This is a genomic window from Streptomyces sp. NPDC059866 (genome assembly GCF_042731325.1).
Taxonomy (GTDB): Bacteria; Actinomycetota; Actinomycetes; order Streptomycetales; family Streptomycetaceae; genus Streptomyces; species Streptomyces flavusporus.
In genome coordinates, this window is record NZ_JBHWJT010000027.1 from 68,174 (window position 1) to 88,308 (window position 20,135).

A 20,135-nucleotide genomic window follows, 5' to 3' on the forward strand; every position below is an offset into this window, starting at 1 on the left:
CACACGGGCGCCGCACAGAACCCGAATGTCAGGGGCATGACCAGACGCGCCCTGCTGGGCAGCGCCGTCGCCGTGGCCGCCGGTGCCGGTACCGCGGCGGCAGCTGACGGGAGTACCGCCTCGGCCGACGTCCCGGTCCTGTGGCGGGAGTTGAGCCGCACTCCCTTCACTCACCCGCAGATCCCGTACATCGGCCGGGCCGGTTGCCACGGCGGGGCGGTGCGCTTCCCCCGCCGTCCCGTCGTCGCCGACGTACGCGACTTCGGCGCCGTGGCGGACGGCACGACCGACTCCGCTCCCGCGATCAACCGTGCCATCGCGGCTGCCGGCACGGGCGGCGGTGGCACGGTCATCATTCCGCCGGGCACGTTCCGCATCGACGACGTGATCCGGATAGGCAGCTCGAACGTGATCCTCAGGGGGGCGGGCAGCGGCCGTACGACGCTGTACGCGACGAAGAACCTCACCGAACTGATCGGCGTGTACGGCTCCCGTTACGGCGGTGACAAGTCGGCCTGGTCGTGGGCGGGCGGTCTGATCTGGCTGGCCCCGGAGGCCCGGTGGGACTCTCTCGTCGCCGCGATCAGGGCGAAGGCGTGGCCCTTCGAGGGCTGGACGGGCAACGGGCGCGACGAGTGGCGAACGCTCACGGCGGTCGCCCCGGCGCGGCAGGGTTCCTGGACGGTGACGGTCACTGACGCGTCGTCGCTGCGCCCCGGCGCCCTGGTCCTGCTTCGGCTCGCCGACGACGCGGACCACACCCTCCTTGAGCACATGTGCGGTGGCGGACCGGGACCGGAGGCCTATTTCTGGGACGACAAGACGAAACTGACGTCGTACGTCCCGTACGAATGGCCCGTCCGCATCGCCCGGGTCCGTGGCCGGCGCGTCACCCTCGAACGCCCGCTCCCGCTCGACGTGCGCCCGGAGTGGAACCCGCAACTGACCACTCATGTACCGGCATTGACAGACTCAGGGGTCGAGGGCCTGACCCTCGAGGCGGCGGAGGTGCCCCAGCAGCCGCACCTGCTCGACAAGGGCTACAACGGCGTCGTCCTGCAGTGCGCCTACGACTGCTGGGTGGACGACGTGACGGTCCGCCATGTCGACAACGGCTTCGGGCTCGTAGCCGCCTCCGCGTGCACCTTGCGCCGGACGCGGGTCGCCGGCCGCGGCTCCCATCATCCCTACTTCTGCCGCGAGGGCTCGCACGACAACCTCATCGAGGACTTCACGATCGAGGAGCGCACCAGCCCCGCACCGTCGAACACCCAACTGCACGGCATCAATGTCGAGGGACTGTCGTCGTACAACGTCTGGTCGCACGGTGACATGCGGATGGGCACCTTCGACAGCCACCGCGGCCTGCCCTTCGCCAATGTCCGCACCGACATCACGGTGAACAACAACGGCCGCCACGGTGGTGACGCGAGCGCCGGTCCGTTGTTCGGCGCCCGCTTCACGCATTGGAACATCCGCGTCACCAACGGCCGAGCGGGCCTGGTGAAGATCGACGCGCTGGCGCCGTACTCCGCCACCGTCGGCGTCAACGAGGTCACGGAGTTCGACCAGATCGACGTTCCCGATTTCACGGGCGACCTGCATACGCGTCTGGAGCTGTACGGCAGCGCGCACGCGGTCCGGCCGCCGAACCTGTACGAGGCCCAGCGGCGGCTCGTCCGCGGGACCACTGACATGAACGGAGTGGATGTATGAGCGCACGATCCCGCCTCTGCATCCTCTTGGCAGCCCTCGTCGCCTTCACCACAGGAGCCTCGGCGCCGGTGGCAGCACAGTCACCGCCCCGCGTCCCGCACACCGCCGTCATGGACGGCGCCCGTCTGCAGCAGACCAAGGTCCGTCTGGATCACGGCGACCCGCAACTCCGCAGAGCCGTCAGGGCGTTGACGGTCCGCGCCGACAGGTGGCTGGACCAGGGCCCCTGGACGGTCGTCGACAAGCCCAAGCCCGCTCCCGGCGGCGACATCCACGACTACCTCAGCCAGGCGCCGTACTGGTGGCCCTCCCAGCCCCCGACCTCCGACAACCCGTGGGGCTGCCCGTACGTGCAGCGCGACGGCGAGCGCAACCCCGAGGTCGACACCGGCACCGACCGCCAGGACGTCGAGAGGACCTTCGACTCCGCCTACGACCTCTCCCTCGCCTGGTACTACACCGGCGACAAGCGGTACGCCGAGAAGGCCGGGCAGGTGCTGCGGACCTGGTTCCTCGATCCGGCCACGAGGATGAACCCGAACCTGAACCACGCGCAGTTCATCCCCTGCAAGTACGACGGCCGCGCCATCGGCATCATCGACTTCTCGCAGTCGTACACCAGCGTCCTCGACGCGCTCGCCCTGCTGGCCACCGGCGCTCCGGGCTGGACCGCGACCGACCGCGCCGGCATGACCAAGTGGAACGCCGAATTCCTCGACTGGCTCAAGAACAGCGACTTCGGCAAGCAGGAGGCCGCCGCCACCAACAACCACGGCACCTTCTACGACATGCAGCTCGCCGGCCTGGCCTACGCGACCGGCGACAAGGATCTGGCCCGCCGGACGGTCCTGGACGCCCGGAGCAAGCGCATCGCACCGCAGATCGCGGCTGACGGCAGCCAGCCCCAGGAGCTGACCCGGACCCGGAGTTGGCACTACTCGACGTTCGACCTGGTGGCTTACACCCGCCTCGCGGCCATCGGCCGGCAGGTCGGGGTGAATCTGTGGGCGTACCAAGGTCCGGACGGGCAGAGCCTGTTCAAGGCTGTGGACTACCTGTTGCCCGCCGCGACGGGAGCCGCCGCCTGGCCGCATCCGGAGCTCGAATTCCACCGGTACGCGGCAACCGACGTCGTGCACGCGGCCGCCGATGCGGGAGACAAGCGGGCGCAGAAGGCCGTTCCGTTGCTGCAGGAGCCGCCCGGCGGCGACCTGTGGGCCCTGCGTCCAGCGGCAGAGCAGCTGGACTCCATCGCGGGCTGACCGGCGCCTGTCCTGCTCCGAGGGCATCCGTGCGCCGGCGGTCAGACCGTCGACAGGTCGATCGCCCGGTCGACGTCCTGCGGCTGCAGCACGCGCAGGATGCCCTCCAGCAGGTAGTAGTCGGCGTACGGGAGGGAGATCTCGATGCCGTCCTCGGCCGGGCGGTTGCGGGTGCAGCGGGCCACGACCGCGTCCGCGCGGGCCGAGTTCTTCGTCAGACAGGTCTCCGACAGTGCGGTGAGCAGGCGTAGCGCCACCTCACGATAGGTGTTCCTGCCGGTGGCCGCGGACAGGTCGAGAAGACCGCACGCCATGATCGCGCCGGCCGACGCGTCCTTGATGTCGTGGGGCTGCTGCGGAGCACGGTAGTCCCACACCGGAACGTGGTCCGGGCGCAGCGCGCCCACCGCGAAGTCCGCGAGTCTGCGCGCGGTGGCCAGGAACTCCGCGTTCCCGGTCCGCCGGTACATCGTGGTGAATCCGTACAGTCCCCACGCCTGTCCACGCGACCAGCACGACGTGGGGCTGTAACCCTGCACGGTGTTCGGGCCGATGGGTGCGCCGCTGTCCGGGTCGAAGTCGTACACGTGCGGGGTCGATCCGTCCGGACGCGGGAACAGCCGCTGCGTGGTCTTGGCGTGCTCCACGGCGATGTCCAGGTACTTGGCGTCGCCGGTCTGCCGGCTCGCGAACGCCAGCAGGTCGAGATTCATCATCGTGTCGATGATGACCCGGCCCGCGTTCTTCGGGTCGGTCAGTGCGCCCCACGCCCGGATGAAGCGCCCGCGTGGGTTGTACCGCTGGATCAGGGAGTCGGCCGCTCGTACGGCGCCCGTCCGCCATGCGCTGTCGCCCGTCAGCCGCCAGGCGGTGACCCACGACGGGTAGAAGAGGAATCCGAGGTCGTGCGTGCCGGTGTCGTACTGGCGAGGGGCCAGCTTCTCCGCCGACGTCAGGGCCCCCGCACGGAAGGCCTCGTCCTTGCTGTAGAGCCACGCCATCCACAGCGTTCCCGGCCAGAACCCGCCGACCCAGTCGCCGTTCTGCGAGTAGGTCCACTTCTCGAACTTCGTCCCGACGGGGAAGGCAGTCACGCCCGGCGCGACGGTGCGGACCTTCTCGACGGCGTAGTCGGCCGCCGCGCGGAGCGTGCGCAGTGTGGGTGCCGGTGTCCGGGCCTCGGCCGCGCTCGCGGCTGGTGTCGAGGAAACGCATACCGCTGCGGCGCCGGCCGCCGTAGCCAGGACAGTACGCCGGGAAACAGTCATGCCCGTCCCTCCAACTGGTCGGTCCGAGAAAGGAGTTGACCGAGCGTTGCACAACAGACCCGACGATGTACACCCATGTGAGCACAGTTCATCAACGTGAACAGCGGGCCGGGCGCCCAGTAGGACGCCCGGCCGGAGATCTCGGTCAGCGGGAGCAGGTGGTGACGCCCGGACGCCAGGGGCAGGCGATCCCGGCGAAGCCGCCGTTGTCGACGACGTCGACGCTGAGGGAGTCGCCGCCGCGCAGTACCTGCCGGTCCTGGACCAGCCCGTCGGCGCCGTCCCGGATCGTCTCGACCAGCCATCGTCCGGAGCCGATGGTCAGTGGCACCTCCGCCGTGTGGGCGGTGCCGGCGTACACGCCACCCAGGAACCAGCGGTCGCCGCTGCGCCGGGCGAGCACGGCTTCCCGGCCGGGCCGACCGGTGAGCAGCCGGGTGTCGTCCCAGGCCGCGGGAACCTGGTCGAAGTAGTCCCGGGCGAGCGGCCGGGCGTCGTACGACTCGGGGGTGCCTGCGAACATCTGCAGGCCCGACTCGTAGGCGACGGTGAGCCCGACCTCGGCCGCGTCGGAGTTGGGGCGCAGGCCGACGCGCTGGAAGGCGCCGGGGGTGAAGTCCATGGAGCCGATGACGTTGCGGGTGAAGGGCAGGGTGGTGAGGTGGGCGGCGGTGTTGGTCCGCTTCTCCTCCCCGGCGACGCCCTCCAGGGTCATGACCTGGGGCCAGGTGCGCTGGATGCCCTTGGGGACGGTCGAGCCGTGGAAGTTGACCATGAGGTGGTGGGCGGCCGTCTCCTGGAGGATGGTGTCGTACCACTGGAGCATGGACTGCGCCTCGGAGTCCATGAAGTCGATCTTGACTCCCTTGACGCCCCACCGCTCGAGGGTGGGCAGCCACTGGGCGCGTTCCTCGGGTGTGTCGAGGTCACGCTGGTGGATCCAGACGATGATTCCGACGCCCTTGGCGCGCGCGTACTCGACGAGTTCCGGCATCCAGCTGTTGGTCTGCCAGTTCGGGTCGGTGGTGTCCCACTCGTCGGCCTTGAAGTACCAGCCCGCGTCGACGGCCTCGTAGGGCCAGTGCCGTTCGGCCGCGTAGTCGACGTACGCCTTCTGCGCCGCGAGGCTCTGTCCGGCCTCCCTGCCGCCCGCGAGCCAGGTCCACAACACGGTGCCGGGCCGGATCCAGGAGGTGTCGGCGACCTTCGAGGCGGGGGCGAGGTCGTCGGTGAAGGTGGACCGGGTGACGGTGGCGAGGTCGCCGGTGACGATGGCCCGCCAGGGGGTGGCGAGGGGGCCGTCGGTGGGGACCGTGGTGTCGGCGAGCTTGATGCGGTAGGTGCCGGTGCCCTGGTCGTGAGCGAGCCGGGCGCCGGAGTAGGTGCCGGTGAGGTCGGACTCGGCGAGCAGGGTGTACCCGCCGCCGGTGGCGAACAGTGCCTGGTCCGAGTACTCGCCGGTGGGTGCTGTCGCGGCCGTGTACTGGGCGAACCGGCCCTCGTTGTCGGCCCGGTAGGTGGACAGCCACGCGCTCGCGTCCGGCGGCAGGTTGAAGGCGGAGGTCTCACCGAGTACGCCGCCGTACTCGGCGGGCAGGACGTAGCGGTAGGCGATGCCGTCGGCGGAGGCGCGGACCACGAGGTCGAGCCTGGCTCCGGCGGCCGTGGCGAAGGACAGACGGGTTTCGTTCATGAGGACCCGTCGTTCCAGTCGTTTGCCGGACTTGCTCCGGTACCGCTCGTCGACCAGCCGGTCCTTGCGGTGCAGGAAGCGCAAGTCCTGGGAGAGATCGGCCTGTTGGGTGACGATGCCGACCGGCGACGGTTCGATGACCGTCCGGCCGCCGCGGGACACCGACAGGCTCAGCCTGCCGGTGGTGTCGTCCAGGGACACCCGTGCGCGCGGTTCGTGCGCCGCGGCGGCACGCTCGGGGCCGGACACGGCCCAGACCTGTGCGCGGGAGCCGGCGTCCCGGTCGGCGCGCGCGGGCACGGTGATGAAGAGTGTGGCCGCCAACCCGGCGCAGAGCGCGGCGACCGCGGTCCTGATCGGAACCGCCATGAGAACCCTCCCGGGGGTGGGATGTCGAGGTGGGATGTCGGGCGGGGTGTGCCCGGCTGACGGGCGTGCGGGGGACGTAACAGGGTCTGTACGGGGGCTGTTCGGGCCGTACGGCCGTGCGGGCCCGCTGCCGTGGCGGCGGGCCGGAACCACGGGGTGTGCCGCGTGCGAGGGTCGTTACGGCAGGCCCCAGGCCGGGCCCGGTTCGCTGACGGCGACGGGGCCGATGACGAGGTCGGGCCGGGAACCGGAGTGGACGAGTACCTCGCGGCCCCGGGGCAGGTCGATGGCGAGGGTGCCGTCGCCCAGGTCCTGGGTGCGGGCCGGGGTGCCGTCGTCCAGCAGTACGGTGAGAGTTCCGCTGAGACCGTGGCGGAGCTTGAGCGGCTCGCCCGCCAGGCTCCTGATCCGGATGAACCGGGTGGCACCCGCCGTGCGGACGGCGCTGACCAGGAAGGCACCCTGGGTCCGGAAGTCGTGCAGGGTGACGTCCGCCCAGGCGGACGGGACGGCCGGGAAGACGCGGATCATGCCGCCCCAGCTCTGGCAGAACATGTCGTGCAGGGACTGCGAGGCGGACAGCGGCGTCTCGATGACCGGACCGGCCTCCGTGTAGTGCGTGTTGGCCTGGCACGGGTAGCGGGTGCTGGTGTCGAAAAACTTCCGCAGGTATGTGATCGCGGTGTCGCCGTCACCGGTCATCGCGTCCATCGAGGCGGCTCCGGTGTAGCTGTAGCCCCGGTGGGCGCCGGTCAGCGCGTGCCAGTGAGCCACCGACTTCGCGATCAGGTCGCGGCTTTCGGGCTGGTCCCAGTTGACGAGGTACAGCGGGTACACCATCAGCAGATGCGAGTAGTGCCGGTGGGACTGGGCGTACGCGGTGCCGGCGCCGATCATGAAGCCGTTGTCGTCGACCGGGTACGGCGTGAGCTTGGCCAGCACCTCCTGCCAGCGTGGGGTCAACTCGTCGTCGATGCCGAGCAGTTCGGCGGACTCGATGAGTGTCTGGCAGCCCCAGCGGATCAGGGCCAGGTCGTAGTTGGTGTCCTGCGGCGGCACGACCGGGTATTCGGGCGAGAGCGTGCCGGGCAGGGCCGCTGCTGCCGCGCCGCCCAGCGCGGTGCCGAGTACGGCTCTGCGGGGCACCGGCGAGCGGTTTCCCGGCTGTGAGGTCATCTTCGTCCTCCAGACGAATCCTCGAAACATCGGGTGTATCGGTGAACGTAAGCATGCTTCGTGTACCTGTCAATGAGTTCGACAGCACCTAGAGCTGGGCTCCTGTACGGCACTAATGGGCCGACTGGAACTTCATGCCACGTCAGAGAGTCACACCCAAGTCTTGACTCCTCCGATGTATCGGTGTTGTCTGCACCTCGGTAGGACATGCGGGCGACGGCAGCCCAGGCGGTCGGGATTCGAGGATCACCGTTGCCGCCCCTGACGTGGGCCGTGGCCCGTAGCCGGGCGGCTGGGGTGAGCCGGCATGCACGGCGCGCGAGATGGCTGTTCGTGCGGGTGGGTCTCCGCCGAGCCAGGGGGGCGGGCGTGATGGACGGTCCTGCTCCACGGGTGGGTGGTGCCGTCGAGGGTGGTCGGCTCCCTGTCGTACCACCAGCATGTGCGGGCTCGTGGTCGGTTGGTGAGCCATGCGTCGATGCGGCCGAGGTTGATCGCGGCACCGGTGAGCTGGTGCTGAAGGCTGGTCCTGGCCAAGCCTCGGTAGCGGGATGCACGCAGCCCATGGGCAAGTACTGCTTGTGAGGTCGCGCCCTCGACCCCGGCGCGGATCTTGTAGCGCTGTTTCCACTCGTCGGTCTGCTGGAGAGCGCGGGCCTCGTGAAGGGCCTGGTGCTCCTCGCGGGGCGCAGAGTGATCTCTCTGCGGCGGGCCTCGGGTGAGTTGATGCACTCGCCGCGGCCATGCGCTCGTCTTGGAAGGCGGACTCGAAGACCAGGTCGTCCATCCGCAGGTCGTCGGCGGCCGGATCGAGAAGGGTGAGGTTCTCCCCGAGGGGGGTCTCGAGCAGCGCGACGCGTGTGCCGCGGGCCCGGCGGCGCCACAGCGGGACCAGCTGCCGATGGACCGTGTGAGCTTCGGTCCTGATCGGCTGTAGGCGGTCTTGTCGAGGCGTTCGCCGGCGAACAGGGGCTCAATCCGGTCGCCGGGCAACGCGGTGCTGCCCGCCTGGTCCCACTGCGGTCCGCTCGGCAGAACCAGCTCCCGGCGATCGGCTTCGGCAAGCGCCGACTGCGCGGGGTGGCGATGTTCGGTGTCCCGGTCACGGAGGCTGGCCTGACGCGGCCGTTGCCCGGCCTTCAGCCTTCTGCGCGGGCGAGATCATGCGCCGGTTCGCGCCACCGTCGAGTCACCGGTCCCCATGTTCGACCGGCCCCGTCACCGCGGCGATTCCGGGCTGCGTATCCCACCCTCGCAGGTGGCGATGAAGGAGACTCGTTTCTAAGCGACCGTGAGTACGATCTTGCCCTGGATGTGCCCTCGGGCGGCGCGTTCGTGCGCTGCTCGGGCATCCGCGAGCGCGAACGTGCTGTCGATCGCGACGCGGACCGTGCCCGCGTCGAGCAGGCGTCCCAGTTCAGCGAGCTGCGCGCCGTTCGAGCGGACCTGGGCGCTCGAGACCGTGACGCCCAGCTTCGCGGTCTCTTCTTCGTCGAAGTCCCCGGGAAACACGGGGAACTGGGAGCCGCCGCGCTTGAGCGTGCGCAGGAAACGGCTGCTGTCGGGGCCGCCGACGGTGTCGAGAACGAGGTCGACGTCGTGCACGAGGTCCTCGGGACGACTCTTGGTGTAGTCGATGAACCGGTCGGCGCCGAGTTCGCGCAGGAACGATTCATGCGCGCCCGATGCCACCGCGATGACCTGTGCGCCCTTCCACTTCGCCAGCTGTAGCGCGAAGTGCCCCACGCCGCCCGCGGCGCCGTTGATGAGCACCGTCGTGCCGGCGTCGAGCGCCGTCGGGCGATGCCGTGCCTCCTGGAAGGGCGAGGGGTGATCGTGTCCGAGCTCGATCAGGAACTGCCACGCGGTGAGCCCGGCCATGGGCGCCCCGGCGGCGTGCACGTGGTCGACGCCGGCCGGCTTGCGTGCGAGGTCCGACGCAGGTGCGGCCACGTACTCGGCGTATGCGCTGCCGTCGAAGCTGGGAAAACGCAGAAGACCGAAGACTTCATCACCTACGGCGAGGCCGTCCACGTCCGCGGCGACGGCTTCGACGACTCCCGACACGTCCGTCCCCGGAATCACCGGCAGGCCGACCGTCGATTCCGTCTCCCCGGGCATCCTGGTCAGCCCGCCGCGCAGGTACCAGTCCGGAGGATTGACGCCGGCCGCGTGAACGCGAAGGAGCACCTCGCCCGGCCCCGGCTCGGGAATCGGCACCTCGTCGTAACGCAGAACCTCAGGGCCGCCGTGCTCATGGAGCCGGACCGCCCCCATCGTGTGTGCCGGCATCGTTTTCTCCTGCCCGCGCCGCGGGATACGCTCATTCGGATCAGTGGTCCACATAAATGGACCACTGATCCGAATATATGGACCACTGATCCGGATAGTCAAGAGGGACAGATGCGGGCCGACGCCAGGAAGAACCGCGACCACCTGCTCGCAGTAGCGGGCACCGCCATCACCGAGCAAGGCGTCGACGTGTCACTGCGCGACATCGCGCGCAGGGCCGATGTCGGGCTCGCGACGCTGCTGCGGCACTTCCCGACGCGCGAGGCGCTGCTCGATGCCCTGCTCCGCACGAGCTTCGACGAACTGACGGCGAAGGCAGACGAGCTCGAGACGTCGAGCTCGCCCGAAGACGCTCTCGTTTCGTGGCTGCGCGACTGCGTCGCGTGGACCACCGAGTACCGGGGCGTGACCGTGCTGATGGCAGCCGCCATCGAGGACCCCGAATCCGCACTCCACGCTTCGTGCGTCACCCTGCGCACAGCCGGTGCGCGGCTCCTCACCCGCGCCCAGACCGCGGGCATGGCGCGCAGCGACATCGATGGCGCCGATCTGTTCGCGCTGGTGGCCATGCTCGCTTGGCTCGGCGATCAGCCCTCGCTCGCGCCACGCGCCGATCGCCTCTTCGAGGTTGTCGCCGGCGCGATTCTGACGAGCGCAGGGAGCAGCCACACCAAGGGGGAACGCCGCCCTCAGACCCGTGGCTGACATGGGCACCGGGCCCCGGAGAGGGCGACACCCGGCCGGAGACGGCCGTCACAATCACCAGATTGCCCACCATGCACCGGCAGGAACGCCAGGCCGTACTGCGCCGGGCCCTGGTACACATGGCCCGGCACTTCGGCTACGTATGGGCCGAGGAAGAACTGCTGCAGAGCGGTGCCGTACGTGCCAGACAGCACCCGTGGGGCGCTCGCTTTTCGCCTTGAAGCGTATACAGCCCGCCTCTCCGGCCGCCGCGGCCCTGTCCGGGGGCGTGAGCGTGACGGAGCCCGCAGGACTCTGCGTGAGCAGTATGCACAGTTCAGGTGAATGTCATCTGCTGATCGCTCTGGTCGCGAACGCTCCGTTCGTCGCCCCCCACGGCACAGACGTCCCACAGAAAGACCTGCCAACCATGGCCTTCCCCTCCCTCGACAGACGGAGATTCCTGGCACTGACCGGTGGCACCCTCGGCGCCGCGATGGTCAATCAGCTGATCGGGACCTCAACCGAAGCCCGCGCCGCGGAACTTGACCCGGCGCCCTTCACCCTCGGCGTCGCCTCGGGCGAACCGGACCACGAGAGCGTCGTGTTGTGGACCCGGCTGTGTACCGACCCCTTCGACGTGGAGACCGGCGGCATGCCGGCCCAGTCGGTATCCGTGCGTTGGGAGCTGGCCCGCGACGAGGACTTCCGGCACGTCCTGCGCTCCGGCGAGGTCACGGCCACGCCCGAGTCCGCGCACACCGTCCATGTGACCGCCGAAGGCCTCGACGCCGACCGCTGGTACTGGTACCGCTTCCAGGCCGACGGCGTGTACAGCCGTACCGGCCGCACCCGCACCCTGCCCGCGCCGGGCACGGCCGCCGACCGGATGCGCTTCGCCTTCGTCTCCTGCCAGGCCTGGGCGGGCGGCCCGTATCCCGCCTACCGCGACCTGGCCACGCAGGACGTCGACTTCGTCGTCCACCTCGGCGACTACATCTACGAGACCAGCAAGGGCTCCCTGGAGGAGTTCCGGCGGCTTTACGCCCTCTACAAGACCTCCCCGGACCTGCGGGAAGTCCATGCCCGGTTCCCGTTCTTCCTCACCTGGGACGACCACGAGGTCCAGAACAACTACGCCGCCGACGTCCCCGGCGGCGCGGGCGACGGCCGGCCGTTCCTGGAGCGGCGCGCCAACGCCTACCAGGCGTACTACGAGCACCTGCCCATGCGTCCCGCGCAGCGCGCCGTCGGCTCGGACGCCCTGATGTACCGGGCGGTGAAGTTCGGAAAGCTCGCTCAGTTCAACGTGTTGGACACCCGCCAGTACCGCAGCGACCAGGCGCTCGGCGACGGCCGTAAGGAGCCGACCGGCGAGGTCTACGACGAATCCCGCACCATGACCGGCCCCGAGCAGGAGCGCTGGCTGCTCGACCAGCTCGATGCGTCCACGGCCCGGTGGAACGTCATCGCCCAGCAGACGATCATGGCGGCCTTCGACTACGACCTCGGTCCGGGCCAGGTCGTCAACCTCGACCAGTGGGACGGCTATCCGGCCGCCCGGTCGCGCATCCTGGACCACATCGCCAAGCGCAAGCCGTCCAACCCCGTGGTCCTCAGCGGCGACTGGCACACTCACTGGGTCAACGACCTCAAGAGCGACTTCACCGACCCCGGCTCGCCGGTGATCGCCACCGAGTTCGTCGGTACGTCGATCTCCTCGGGGGCGGGCTGGGACAACGATGTCCGCCAGGGGCTGGCGGCGAACCCGCACGTCAAGTTCTACAACGGCAGTTACCGCGGCTACGTCCTGTGCGAGGTCACCGAGGACCGGTGGCGCAGCGACCTGCGGATCGTGCTGAACTCCCGGGACGCCGCGTCCCCGGCGTACACCATCGCCTCCTTCGACGTGCACGACGGCGTCCCCGGCGCCAAGCGGCGCCCGGACGGGGCCGACGGGATCATCGGCCGGGTGCTCGACCGCTCCACCGGCGCACCGCTGGTCAATGCCGAGGTCACCGTCACGGGCCCGGACGGCACCCCGTTCGCCCGGACCACGACCACCCCCTCGGGCGAGTACATCGCCTTCGCCCCCGCGGGTACCTACGAGGTCAGCGCGAACGGCGCCGGTTACGAGCCGTCGAGTGGCACGGTGACGGTACGCAGGCAGGGCTCGTCCCGGGTCGACCTGCGCGTGAGCCGGGTGACGGCGGCGTTCGCCAGGACCGGCCGTACGGTACCGGGCCCGCAGTCCGAGGCCACCACGTCCGACATCGTGCTCGGCAACGACATGGTCGCCCTGGCGATCTCGGCCGGCTCAAACGACGGCCAGCTGCCGAACGTGACCGTCGGCAAGCCTCGTGACCTGGCCGCCGTCGGCCACCTCGACCAACTGGACTGGCTCAACCTGCCGTACGCCTCGCTCGCCCAGCCGCGCGGCGGCGGCGCCTGGCAGCAGCTGACCGTACGGACCACCACGGTGGACATCGTCACCGCCTCCGGCCGCACGGCCGCCGTGCGCGCGGTCGGCGCGGGTACGCAGGTGCCCGACCTGGAGGTCGTGACGACGTACACCGTCACCCACGGCGAGCGGTGGGTCGTCGCGGAGAGCGTCTTCACCAACCGCGGTACGGCAGAGCAGTCCTTCTGGGTCGGGGACGTGATCGACCACGACGGCCTGGGCCAGCGCTCCGGCGTCCCCGGTACCGGCATCGTCACCGCCGGATCCCCAGCCGACTTCACCCCGACCGCGCCGTGGATCGGCATGACCGGCCTCGACGGCCAGACCTACGGCCTCGTCTACGAGGACACGAAGTTCACCGCATACGCCTGCGGAATCTGGACCATGAGCCAGCGCAAGGTCACCCTGCCGCCCGGCAGGGCCTTCACCCTGCGCCGGCGCATCGTCGCGGCCGACAACGGAGGTGACGCAGAACCCTTCGCGGTGCTCGACCGGCTGTGAACCACGGGGCCGGCCGGACGACCGGTCGGCCCCCATGGCATCACAGGCCTTCGTGGTCTCGGCGGACCGTTCAGGGCAGCAGCCCCGCTCTGGGCCACTGCGCACTTCAGTCGGCCATTGAGTGCTTCAGTTGTCCGGCCCAGCGCCGAGTGGCCGGGAAGTCGCAGCCTGAGCAACCCACCGACCGGCACCGACGGAACAGGTGACGGCAGTGTTGCCGTCACCGTCCGAGGTCAAGCCGCCTGCACCAATGCGCTCAACAAGGCGAGACGTATCGTCTTGCCAATCCGGTCATCGTGTCGTACCGTCCTTCGCATGGGTTCCCTGTGAGATAGCCGGCGCCGACCGCGTAGAGCACCGCTCCGCAGTCGCCGCGCCCCGCCGTGCAGCCATCCACCCCGATCCGGCCCGGGCTGAAACCCGCGGCCAGGAGGGACCCGATCTTGCACACCTCACAACTCACCCTTTACCACGTCACCAAGCGCTATCCCAGCCGCACCGTCCTCGACCAGGTCTCCTTCACGCTGAAGCCGGGCGAGAAGGCCGGGCTCATCGGCGACAACGGCTCCGGCAAGTCCACCCTCCTCCGCCTCATCGCAGGTCAGGAGCGCCCGGACAGCGGCGAGTTGACCGTGACCGCCGCCGACGGCATCGGCTATCTGCCACAGACCCTCCCCCTGCCCCCGACCGCCACCGTCCAGGACGCCGTCGACCTGGCCCTTGCGGACCTGCGCGCCCTGGAGGCGGAGCTGCGCCGGGCCGAGCAGGCGCTCGGCGACGGTGCGGACCCGGCGGCACTCGCCGCGTACGCCGTGCTCCTCGAGCGCTATGAGGCCCGGGGCGGCTACGACGCCGACCACCGGGTGGACATCGCCCTGCACCACCTCGGCCTGCCCACCCTCCGCCGTGAGCGCCGACTCGGCACCCTCTCCGGCGGCGAGCGCTCCCGTCTTGCCCTGGCCGGCGTCCTCGCCGGCCGGCCGGAGCTGCTGCTTCTGGACGAGCCGACGAACGACCTGGACGATCAGGCCGTGGAGTGGCTGGAGGCGCAGCTGCGGGCGCACCCCGGCACGGTGCTCGCGGTCACCCACGACCGCGTCTTCCTGGAGCGCCTGACCACCACGGTCCTGGAGGCCGAGGCGGGAAAGGTCATCCGCTACGGCGACGGCTACGCCGGCTACCGCAGGGCGAAGGCGGCGGAGCGCCGCCGCCGGCTCCAGGAGTACGAGGAATGGCGGGACGAACTGGCCCGCAACGAGCGGCTGGCCGCCGGCCACACCGTCCGCCTCGACGCCATCCCGCGCAAGGTGCCGCTGGCCAACTTCGGCCACGGCGGCTTCCGCGCCCGCGGCCGGGCGCACGGCGCGATGGCCCGTATCCGCAACGCCCGCGAGCGGGTCGAGCGGCTGACGGCGAACCCGGTGGCGCCGCCGCCGGACCCGCTGGCCTTCAGGGCGCGGATCGGGACGGCAGGGGAATTCGCGGGGGAAGGCACCGAGACCGCTTCCGCGGAGCTCCCCGCCGTACAGCTGTCGGACGTACGCGTAGGAGACCGCCTCCAGCTGGGCTCCCTCACCCTCGGCCGCGGCGGCCGGCTCCTGGTCACCGGCCCCAACGGCGTCGGCAAGACCACGCTGATGCGGCTGCTCGCCGGCGAGCTGCGGCCGGACGCGGGCTCGGTGCACGTGCCGGGCAGGGTGGGCCATCTGCGCCAGGACGAGACGCCGTGGCCGCCGGGCCTGACGGTGGCCGAGGCGTTCGCGCTGGGCCGCGCGGGCTCCGCCGACGAGCACGCAGATGCCCTGCTTGCCCTCGGCCTCTTCCGCCCGGCGGAGCTGCACTTGCGCATGGGCGAGCTGTCGTACGGCCAGCGCCGCCGCGTGGATCTGGCGCGACTGGTCTCGGAGCCCGCCGACCTCCTGCTGCTCGACGAGCCGACCAACCACCTGTCACCGGCGCTGGTCGAGGAACTGGAGAAGGCGCTGACCGGGTACTCGGGGGCGATCGTTCTGGTCACCCACGATCGCGCCCTACGGAGGCGGTTCCAGGGCGGGCATCTGGAACTGCCGGAGGCAGCGAGAATCCGGTTGGGATGACAGTCGGCCGTGCCCTACCGACTGCCGCCCCGTCGGCTCCCCGACCATGGGGGCGGCAGTCGACTCAATCCGACCCGGCATCCAGTCGACTTCATCGAAACCGACATCAGCTACCCGAATCGATCGCTGTCCTCCGGCCGACTGTGACGCTCGGAATGGCTTCCCGATGGAGAAGTCAAGCCGTGTCGACCAACTCGCCGAAGCAGGCTGGATATTCGCCACGGTCAACCGCGACGGGGACACGCTCGGCGTCCTTCTGGCCGTGCTGGTCACGCCGGCGTCCACGACCGACCGGGACGCCGCCCGGATCCTGTTGCCGGCAGCGGCGGGCCGCTATCGGCGGCTCTCGCGCATCTGGGCCGACGGCGGTTGCACCGGGCACCTCACCGACTGGGCTGCCCAGCACCTCGGACCGATCGACGTCCGGGATGGCGATGTCCGGGTAAGGACTGCGGACGATCGCCGATACTCCTCGGCTCTCGGCAGTCAGCGTGCGGCAGTGGGCGCGGGGCGGGGCTCCTTCGGCAGGCCGAGCACCAGCTCCCCCACGATGCCGCGTTGGATCTGGGAAGAGCCGGCGTAGATCGTGCCGGCGCGGGCGTTGAGGTAGACGCTGGTCCAGGACGCGGACGAGTTCGGCGCGCCGGGGTCGTCGGTGTGGAACCAGTTCGGCGAGGGCCGCCCGGTCGGGGTCAGCGCGTCCAGACCGAGGACGTCCACGGCCAGCTCGGTGGCCCGCTGGTGGTATTCGCTCCAGAGCAGTTTGAACGCGGCAGCGGCGGGGCCGGGTTCCTCTCCGGCGATCAGTATGGCGGCGGTGCGCAGCCCGTGGCAGCGCAGTTGCTCGACCTGGACATGGCACCAGGCGATCCGGCGGCGGATGTCGGGGTCGCGGTGCAGCCCGCGCTCGCGGACCAGCTCGATCAGCCGGTCCAGCTCGTTGCGGAAGCGGATCGGCGCCTTGAGCGCGGTCGCGCCGCGCTCGAAGCCCAGCAGCGTCATGGCAACCGTCCAGCCGCGGTCGACCTCTCCCACGACCAGGCCGAGTTCGGTCGTCGCGTTGTCGAAGAAGATCTCGTTGAAGTCCGCCTCGCCGGTGAGGTTGCGGATGGGGCGGATGTCGATGCCGGGTTGGTCCAAGGGGACCAGGAGCATGCTGATGCCGCGGTGCGCCGGGGCGTCGGGGTTGGTCCGGGCCAGGACGAACGCCCAGTTCGCCTTGTGTGCGCCGGAGGACCACAGCTTCTGCCCGTTCAGTACCCACTGGTCGTCGGACCGTTCGGCCCGCAGGGAGAGCGAGGCCAGGTCCGAGCCGGCGCCCGGCTCGGAGAAGCCCTGCGCGAAGACATACTCGCCGGAGGCGATCCTTGGCAGAAACCGGCGCAGCAGGCTCGGGTCGCTCCAGCGCAGCATGGTGTTGCCCAGCATGGTGATGCCGAACTCGTCGTTGTCCGAGCCGGACGGAATGCCGGCTGCGGTCAGCTCCTCGATGACGACGGCCAGTTCCGCCGGCCCGAGGCCGGCGCCGCCGTACTCCCGCGGCCATGCCGGGGCAACCCAGCCGCGCTCGGCGAGCGCGGCCCGCGTCTTCTCCTGGAACGTCTCGCGCTCGATCGGGTCGAGGGCGCCGATGCCCCGCCAGTCCGGCGGGACCAGGTCCGCCACGAATGCCTGGACCGAAGCGCGGAAGCGCTCGGCCGGTTCGCTGCTCTGCGGTCCCACCAAGGCCTCCTGGTGTCTTCGGTAAGCGGATGAGCAGAACAGTTGCGTAGATAGACTTACTAGTCAATGCTGAGCGCCGTGGATTTCCCCCGACGTGAGGAGGGCCCCGATGCGCTTCGCGCCGACCGGCGAACAGCTCGAACTGGGCCGAACCGCCGAGCGGTTGCTCGCCGCCCGTGCCCGCAGGAACGCCCTGCCTCCGCCGTGGGGTGCCATCCCCCAGACCCTCAGCCGTGAGCTGTGGGCCTCGCTCGCCGAACTCGGACTGCTCGGCCTGGGCGTGCCCGAGAGACTGGGCGGCTCGGGTGGCGGTGTTGCGGACCTGTGCGTCCTGGCCGAGCGGATAGGGGCGGCCCTGCCAACCATCCCGTTCGCCGCCACCGCGACCGTCGCCGCGGTACTGGTCGAGCACGCCGACAGTCCCGGCGCGCGGGCCGCGCTGGCCGGCGTCGTGGGCGGCTCCACCGTCGCCGTACCGGCCTGGGAGACCTTCCCCGCCGACATGGTGCCCGGCCGGCGGGCGGGATCGCTGACGCTGAACGGCGCGGCGGCGGACGGCGTGCTGGCAGCGGTGCCGTTCGGCCTCGACGCCGAACTGCTGCTGGTCTTCGTCGACGAGGGCGACGTCCCGGCGCGGCCGGCCCTCGTGGAGCTCGCCGAACCGACCACCGTGCGGACCTCTGTGGAGTCGCTGGACGTCACCGAGCCGATGGCGAGCCTGTGGCTGACCGGCGCGCCCGCCGTACCGCTCGGACCGCTCGGCGCGATTACGGTCGCTCGCCTGCTCACCGTGCTGGCAGCCGAGCTCATCGGCACCGGGCGACGCGCACTGGAGGGCGCCGTTGAGTATGCCGGGCAGCGTCGGCAGTTCAGCCGGCCGATCGGATCGTTCCAGGCCCTCAAGCACGTCCTCGCGGACCGGTCCGTCCAGCTCGACGCCGCCTGGATGCTCGTCCAGGCGGCGGCCCACGCCGCCGACGGCAAGCGCGCCGACGCCGACATTGCGGCTCGTGCCGCGCTCGCGGCGGCGGCCGACGCGGTCGAGTCGGTGACGGCCGACGCCCTGCAGACCCATGGGGGCATCGGCTTCACCTGGGAGCACCCGTCGCACGTACTGCTCAGGCGCGCCCGTGCGCGGCGCTCACTTCTCGGCTCGCCGGCCCACCGGCTCGACGTACTCGCCGACCGTCTCCTCGGGTCGGCGCATCTGTCCTGACGAATGCATCCATCTGCGCAACTTTGATGTTCAAACCCTTCTTTACGGATCTTCGCCACTGAATGAGGAGGCTGCCGGGCCATGGAGTGGACGGGCGCGCGCTACGCGGACAAGCCGACGGTCGAGGTGCCTATCTGGATCGCCGCCCCACCGGAACGGGTATGGGGGCTGGTGTCCGACATCGAGCTGATGCCGCGCATGAGCGCGGAGTTGCAGTCGGTGGAGTGGCTGGACGGGGGAACACGACCCGCGCCGGGGGCCCGCTTCGTGGGCCGGAGCAGGCACGAGGCGTTTGGTGAGTGGGCCACCACCTCCCACGTGGTGGAGTACGAGCCGCCCAGGGTGTTCGCCTGGGCGGTCGAGGACCCCGAGCAACCCTCGGCGATCTGGCGATTCACCCTCGAACCCGAGGACGGCGGAACGCTGTTGAGGCAGTGGATGCAGCTGGGGCCGGGCCGCTCCGGACTCTCCTTCGCCATCGACCGCATGCCGGAGAAGGAACAGAAGATCGTCTTCGTGCGGATGAGGGAGTTCGAGACCAACATCGGCGTCACTCTCACGGCGATCAAGAAGCTTGCGGAAGAGTCCGGAAAGGCGAGTGTGTGATGCGTACGTCGACCACGATCGAGGCATCCGGGGGCAGTTGGCCGGAGACGGTGGACTTCGTCACCGAGGCGGAGAAGCTGGGCCTGGACATCTGCTGGGTGGCGGAGGCCTGGGGCTCCGAGGCGCCGTCGCCGCTGGGGTATCTCGCCGCGCGGACCGAGCGCATGCTGCTCGGCTCCGGCATCATCCAGCTCGCCACCCGCACGCCGATGGCCATCGCCCGAGCGGCGATCACCCTGTCGCAGATCTCCCAGGGGCGCTTCCTGCTGGGACTCGGCCCATCCGGCCCGCAGGTGATCGAAGGACTGCACGGCGTCCCCTTCGACCGGCCGTTGTCACGGATGCGGGAAACCGTCGAGATCGTGCGGCAGGCCGCCGCGGGTGAGAAAGTCTCCTACGCCGGGCGGGAGTTCCAGATCCCGCTGCCCGGTCGGGACGCCAAGCCCATGCGCCTGTCGATGCGCGCCGAGCACGACATCCCGGTCTACCTGGCGACCCTCTCGCCGAAGATGCTGCACCTGACCGGCGAGACAGCCGACGGCTGGCTCGGCACCAGCTTCGTTCCCGAGGGCGCCAAAGAGGCCTACTTCGACCACCTGGACGCGGGCCTCACCGCTTCCGGCCGCTCACGCGCAGACCTCGACATCTGCCAGGGCGCCGAGGTGGCCTTCGCCGAGGACGAGGACGTGCTGCGGGCGATGGTGGCCGGCCGGAAGAAGGAACTGGCCTTCAGCCTGGGCGGCATGGGCTCCGCGAGCACCAACTTCTACAACAACGCATACAGCCGCCAGGGCTGGGCCGACGTGGCCGCCGAGGTCCGCGAGCGCTGGCAGTCCGGTGACCGGGACGGCGCGGCAGACCTGGTCACCGACGAGATGGTGCTGGGCACCACGCTCATCGGCACCGAGGACATGGTGCGGGACCGGCTGCGGGTGTGGCGCGACGCCGGCGTCGACACCGTCCGCTTCTACCCCGCCGGGGAGACGCTGGACGCCAAGCTCACCACCCTGGGACGGGCCCTCGACCTGGTCCGTGACATCGAGCGCGAGCCGGGCCGGTAACCCGGGCGCTCG

General features: G+C 70.3%; 14 protein-coding genes and 1 pseudogene. 9 read left to right on the plus strand and 6 right to left on the minus strand.

Annotated features, from left to right (window positions below; translation table 11 throughout):
- Nucleotides 1–36 precede the first annotated feature (36 nt).
- Together ACFV7R_RS34525 and ACFV7R_RS34530 are read left to right on the plus strand one after the other, a co-directional pair.
- Nucleotides 37–1,716 (plus strand): glycosyl hydrolase family 28-related protein, encoded by a 1,680-nt coding sequence (locus ACFV7R_RS34525; protein ID WP_385270581.1) that lies wholly within the window; start codon nt 37–39, stop codon nt 1,714–1,716.
- Nucleotides 1,713–2,978: an alginate lyase family protein gene (locus ACFV7R_RS34530; protein WP_385270584.1), complete on the plus strand. Its 1,266-nt coding sequence runs from the start codon at nt 1,713–1,715 to the stop codon at nt 2,976–2,978. Before ACFV7R_RS34525 ends, ACFV7R_RS34530 begins: the two co-directional genes overlap by 4 nt.
- A 41-nt stretch (nt 2,979–3,019) precedes the next feature.
- Here the strand turns inward: ACFV7R_RS34530 and ACFV7R_RS34535 are convergent, their stop codons facing one another.
- From ACFV7R_RS34535 to ACFV7R_RS34555, 5 genes and pseudogenes are all read right to left on the minus strand, one after another.
- On the minus strand, nt 3,020–4,246 hold the full coding sequence (locus ACFV7R_RS34535) for a glycoside hydrolase family 88 protein (protein ID WP_385270587.1): 1,227 nt from the start codon (nt 4,244–4,246) through the stop codon (nt 3,020–3,022).
- Between the two features lie 145 nt (nt 4,247–4,391).
- Entirely contained in the window at nt 4,392–6,308 is a 1,917-nt protein-coding gene (locus ACFV7R_RS34540; RefSeq protein WP_385270590.1) for a glycoside hydrolase family 97 catalytic domain-containing protein, read from the minus strand.
- 177 nt (nt 6,309–6,485) lie between these two features.
- Nucleotides 6,486–7,400 (minus strand): annotated as a pseudogene (locus ACFV7R_RS34545) (Tat pathway signal sequence domain protein); the annotation flags it as partial.
- Nucleotides 7,401–7,730: 330 nt separating this feature from the next.
- Nucleotides 7,731–8,216 carry a transposase gene (locus ACFV7R_RS34550; RefSeq protein WP_385270593.1) on the minus strand — a complete coding sequence of 162 codons (486 nt, stop codon included), beginning with the start codon at nt 8,214–8,216 and terminating at the stop codon, nt 7,731–7,733.
- Nucleotides 8,217–8,765: 549 nt separating this feature from the next.
- Complete coding sequence (locus tag ACFV7R_RS34555; protein ID WP_385270669.1) at nt 8,766–9,776, minus strand: NADP-dependent oxidoreductase; 1,011 nt, start codon at nt 9,774–9,776, stop codon at nt 8,766–8,768.
- A 111-nt stretch (nt 9,777–9,887) separates the two neighbouring features.
- Between ACFV7R_RS34555 and ACFV7R_RS34560 the strand changes: the two genes are divergently transcribed.
- The 4 genes from ACFV7R_RS34560 (at nt 9,888) to ACFV7R_RS34575 (ending at nt 15,518) form a co-directional block, all read left to right on the plus strand.
- Complete coding sequence (locus ACFV7R_RS34560) at nt 9,888–10,481, plus strand: TetR/AcrR family transcriptional regulator (protein WP_385270596.1); 594 nt, start codon at nt 9,888–9,890, stop codon at nt 10,479–10,481.
- 62 nt (nt 10,482–10,543) lie between these two features.
- A complete protein-coding gene (locus ACFV7R_RS34565; RefSeq protein ID WP_385270599.1) occupies nt 10,544–10,702 on the plus strand; it encodes a hypothetical protein in 159 nt (52 codons plus the stop codon).
- Between the two features lie 188 nt (nt 10,703–10,890).
- Complete coding sequence (locus ACFV7R_RS34570; RefSeq protein WP_385270602.1) at nt 10,891–13,422, plus strand: alkaline phosphatase D family protein; 2,532 nt, start codon at nt 10,891–10,893, stop codon at nt 13,420–13,422.
- Nucleotides 13,423–13,865: 443 nt separating this feature from the next.
- Nucleotides 13,866–15,518: a TlrC/CarA/OleB/SrmB family ABC-F type ribosomal protection protein gene (locus ACFV7R_RS34575; RefSeq protein WP_385270604.1), complete on the plus strand. Its 1,653-nt coding sequence runs from the start codon at nt 13,866–13,868 to the stop codon at nt 15,516–15,518.
- Nucleotides 15,519–16,004: 486 nt separating this feature from the next.
- Here the strand turns inward: ACFV7R_RS34575 and ACFV7R_RS34580 are convergent, their stop codons facing one another.
- The gene (locus ACFV7R_RS34580) at nt 16,005–17,240 is read right to left on the minus strand and encodes an acyl-CoA dehydrogenase family protein (RefSeq protein ID WP_385270607.1); all 1,236 of its coding nucleotides are present in this window, start codon (nt 17,238–17,240) and stop codon (nt 16,005–16,007) included.
- Between the two features lie 109 nt (nt 17,241–17,349).
- Between ACFV7R_RS34580 and ACFV7R_RS34585 the strand changes: the two genes are divergently transcribed.
- The 3 genes from ACFV7R_RS34585 to ACFV7R_RS34595 all read left to right on the plus strand — a co-directional run bounded on the left by ACFV7R_RS34585 (nt 17,350) and on the right by ACFV7R_RS34595 (nt 20,123).
- Entirely contained in the window at nt 17,350–18,456 is a 1,107-nt protein-coding gene (locus ACFV7R_RS34585) for an acyl-CoA dehydrogenase family protein (RefSeq protein WP_385270610.1), read from the plus strand.
- An 81-nt stretch (nt 18,457–18,537) separates the two neighbouring features.
- Nucleotides 18,538–19,062: an SRPBCC family protein gene (locus tag ACFV7R_RS34590; RefSeq protein ID WP_385270613.1), complete on the plus strand. Its 525-nt coding sequence runs from the start codon at nt 18,538–18,540 to the stop codon at nt 19,060–19,062.
- On the plus strand, nt 19,062–20,123 hold the full coding sequence (locus ACFV7R_RS34595) for an LLM class flavin-dependent oxidoreductase (protein ID WP_385270616.1): 1,062 nt from the start codon (nt 19,062–19,064) through the stop codon (nt 20,121–20,123). The genes ACFV7R_RS34590 and ACFV7R_RS34595 overlap by 1 nt, the downstream gene beginning before the upstream one ends.
- Nucleotides 20,124–20,135 lie beyond the last annotated feature (12 nt).

Bases quoted from the DNA above. Each gene is read 5' to 3' on its own strand.
- ACFV7R_RS34525 (WP_385270581.1), top strand. From the start codon at position 37: ATGACCAGACGCGCCCTGCTGGGCAGCGCCGTCGCCGTGGCCGCCGGT.
- ACFV7R_RS34530 (WP_385270584.1), top strand. From the start codon at position 1,713: ATGAGCGCACGATCCCGCCTCTGCATCCTCTTGGCAGCCCTCGTCGCC.
- ACFV7R_RS34535 (WP_385270587.1), bottom strand. From the start codon at position 4,246: ATGACTGTTTCCCGGCGTACTGTCCTGGCTACGGCGGCCGGCGCCGCA.
- ACFV7R_RS34540 (WP_385270590.1), bottom strand. From the start codon at position 6,308: ATGGCGGTTCCGATCAGGACCGCGGTCGCCGCGCTCTGCGCCGGGTTG.
- ACFV7R_RS34555 (WP_385270669.1), bottom strand. From the start codon at position 9,776: ATGCCGGCACACACGATGGGGGCGGTCCGGCTCCATGAGCACGGCGGC.
- ACFV7R_RS34560 (WP_385270596.1), top strand. From the start codon at position 9,888: ATGCGGGCCGACGCCAGGAAGAACCGCGACCACCTGCTCGCAGTAGCG.
- ACFV7R_RS34570 (WP_385270602.1), top strand. From the start codon at position 10,891: ATGGCCTTCCCCTCCCTCGACAGACGGAGATTCCTGGCACTGACCGGT.
- ACFV7R_RS34585 (WP_385270610.1), top strand. From the start codon at position 17,350: ATGCGCTTCGCGCCGACCGGCGAACAGCTCGAACTGGGCCGAACCGCC.
- ACFV7R_RS34590 (WP_385270613.1), top strand. From the start codon at position 18,538: ATGGAGTGGACGGGCGCGCGCTACGCGGACAAGCCGACGGTCGAGGTG.
- ACFV7R_RS34595 (WP_385270616.1), top strand. From the start codon at position 19,062: ATGCGTACGTCGACCACGATCGAGGCATCCGGGGGCAGTTGGCCGGAG.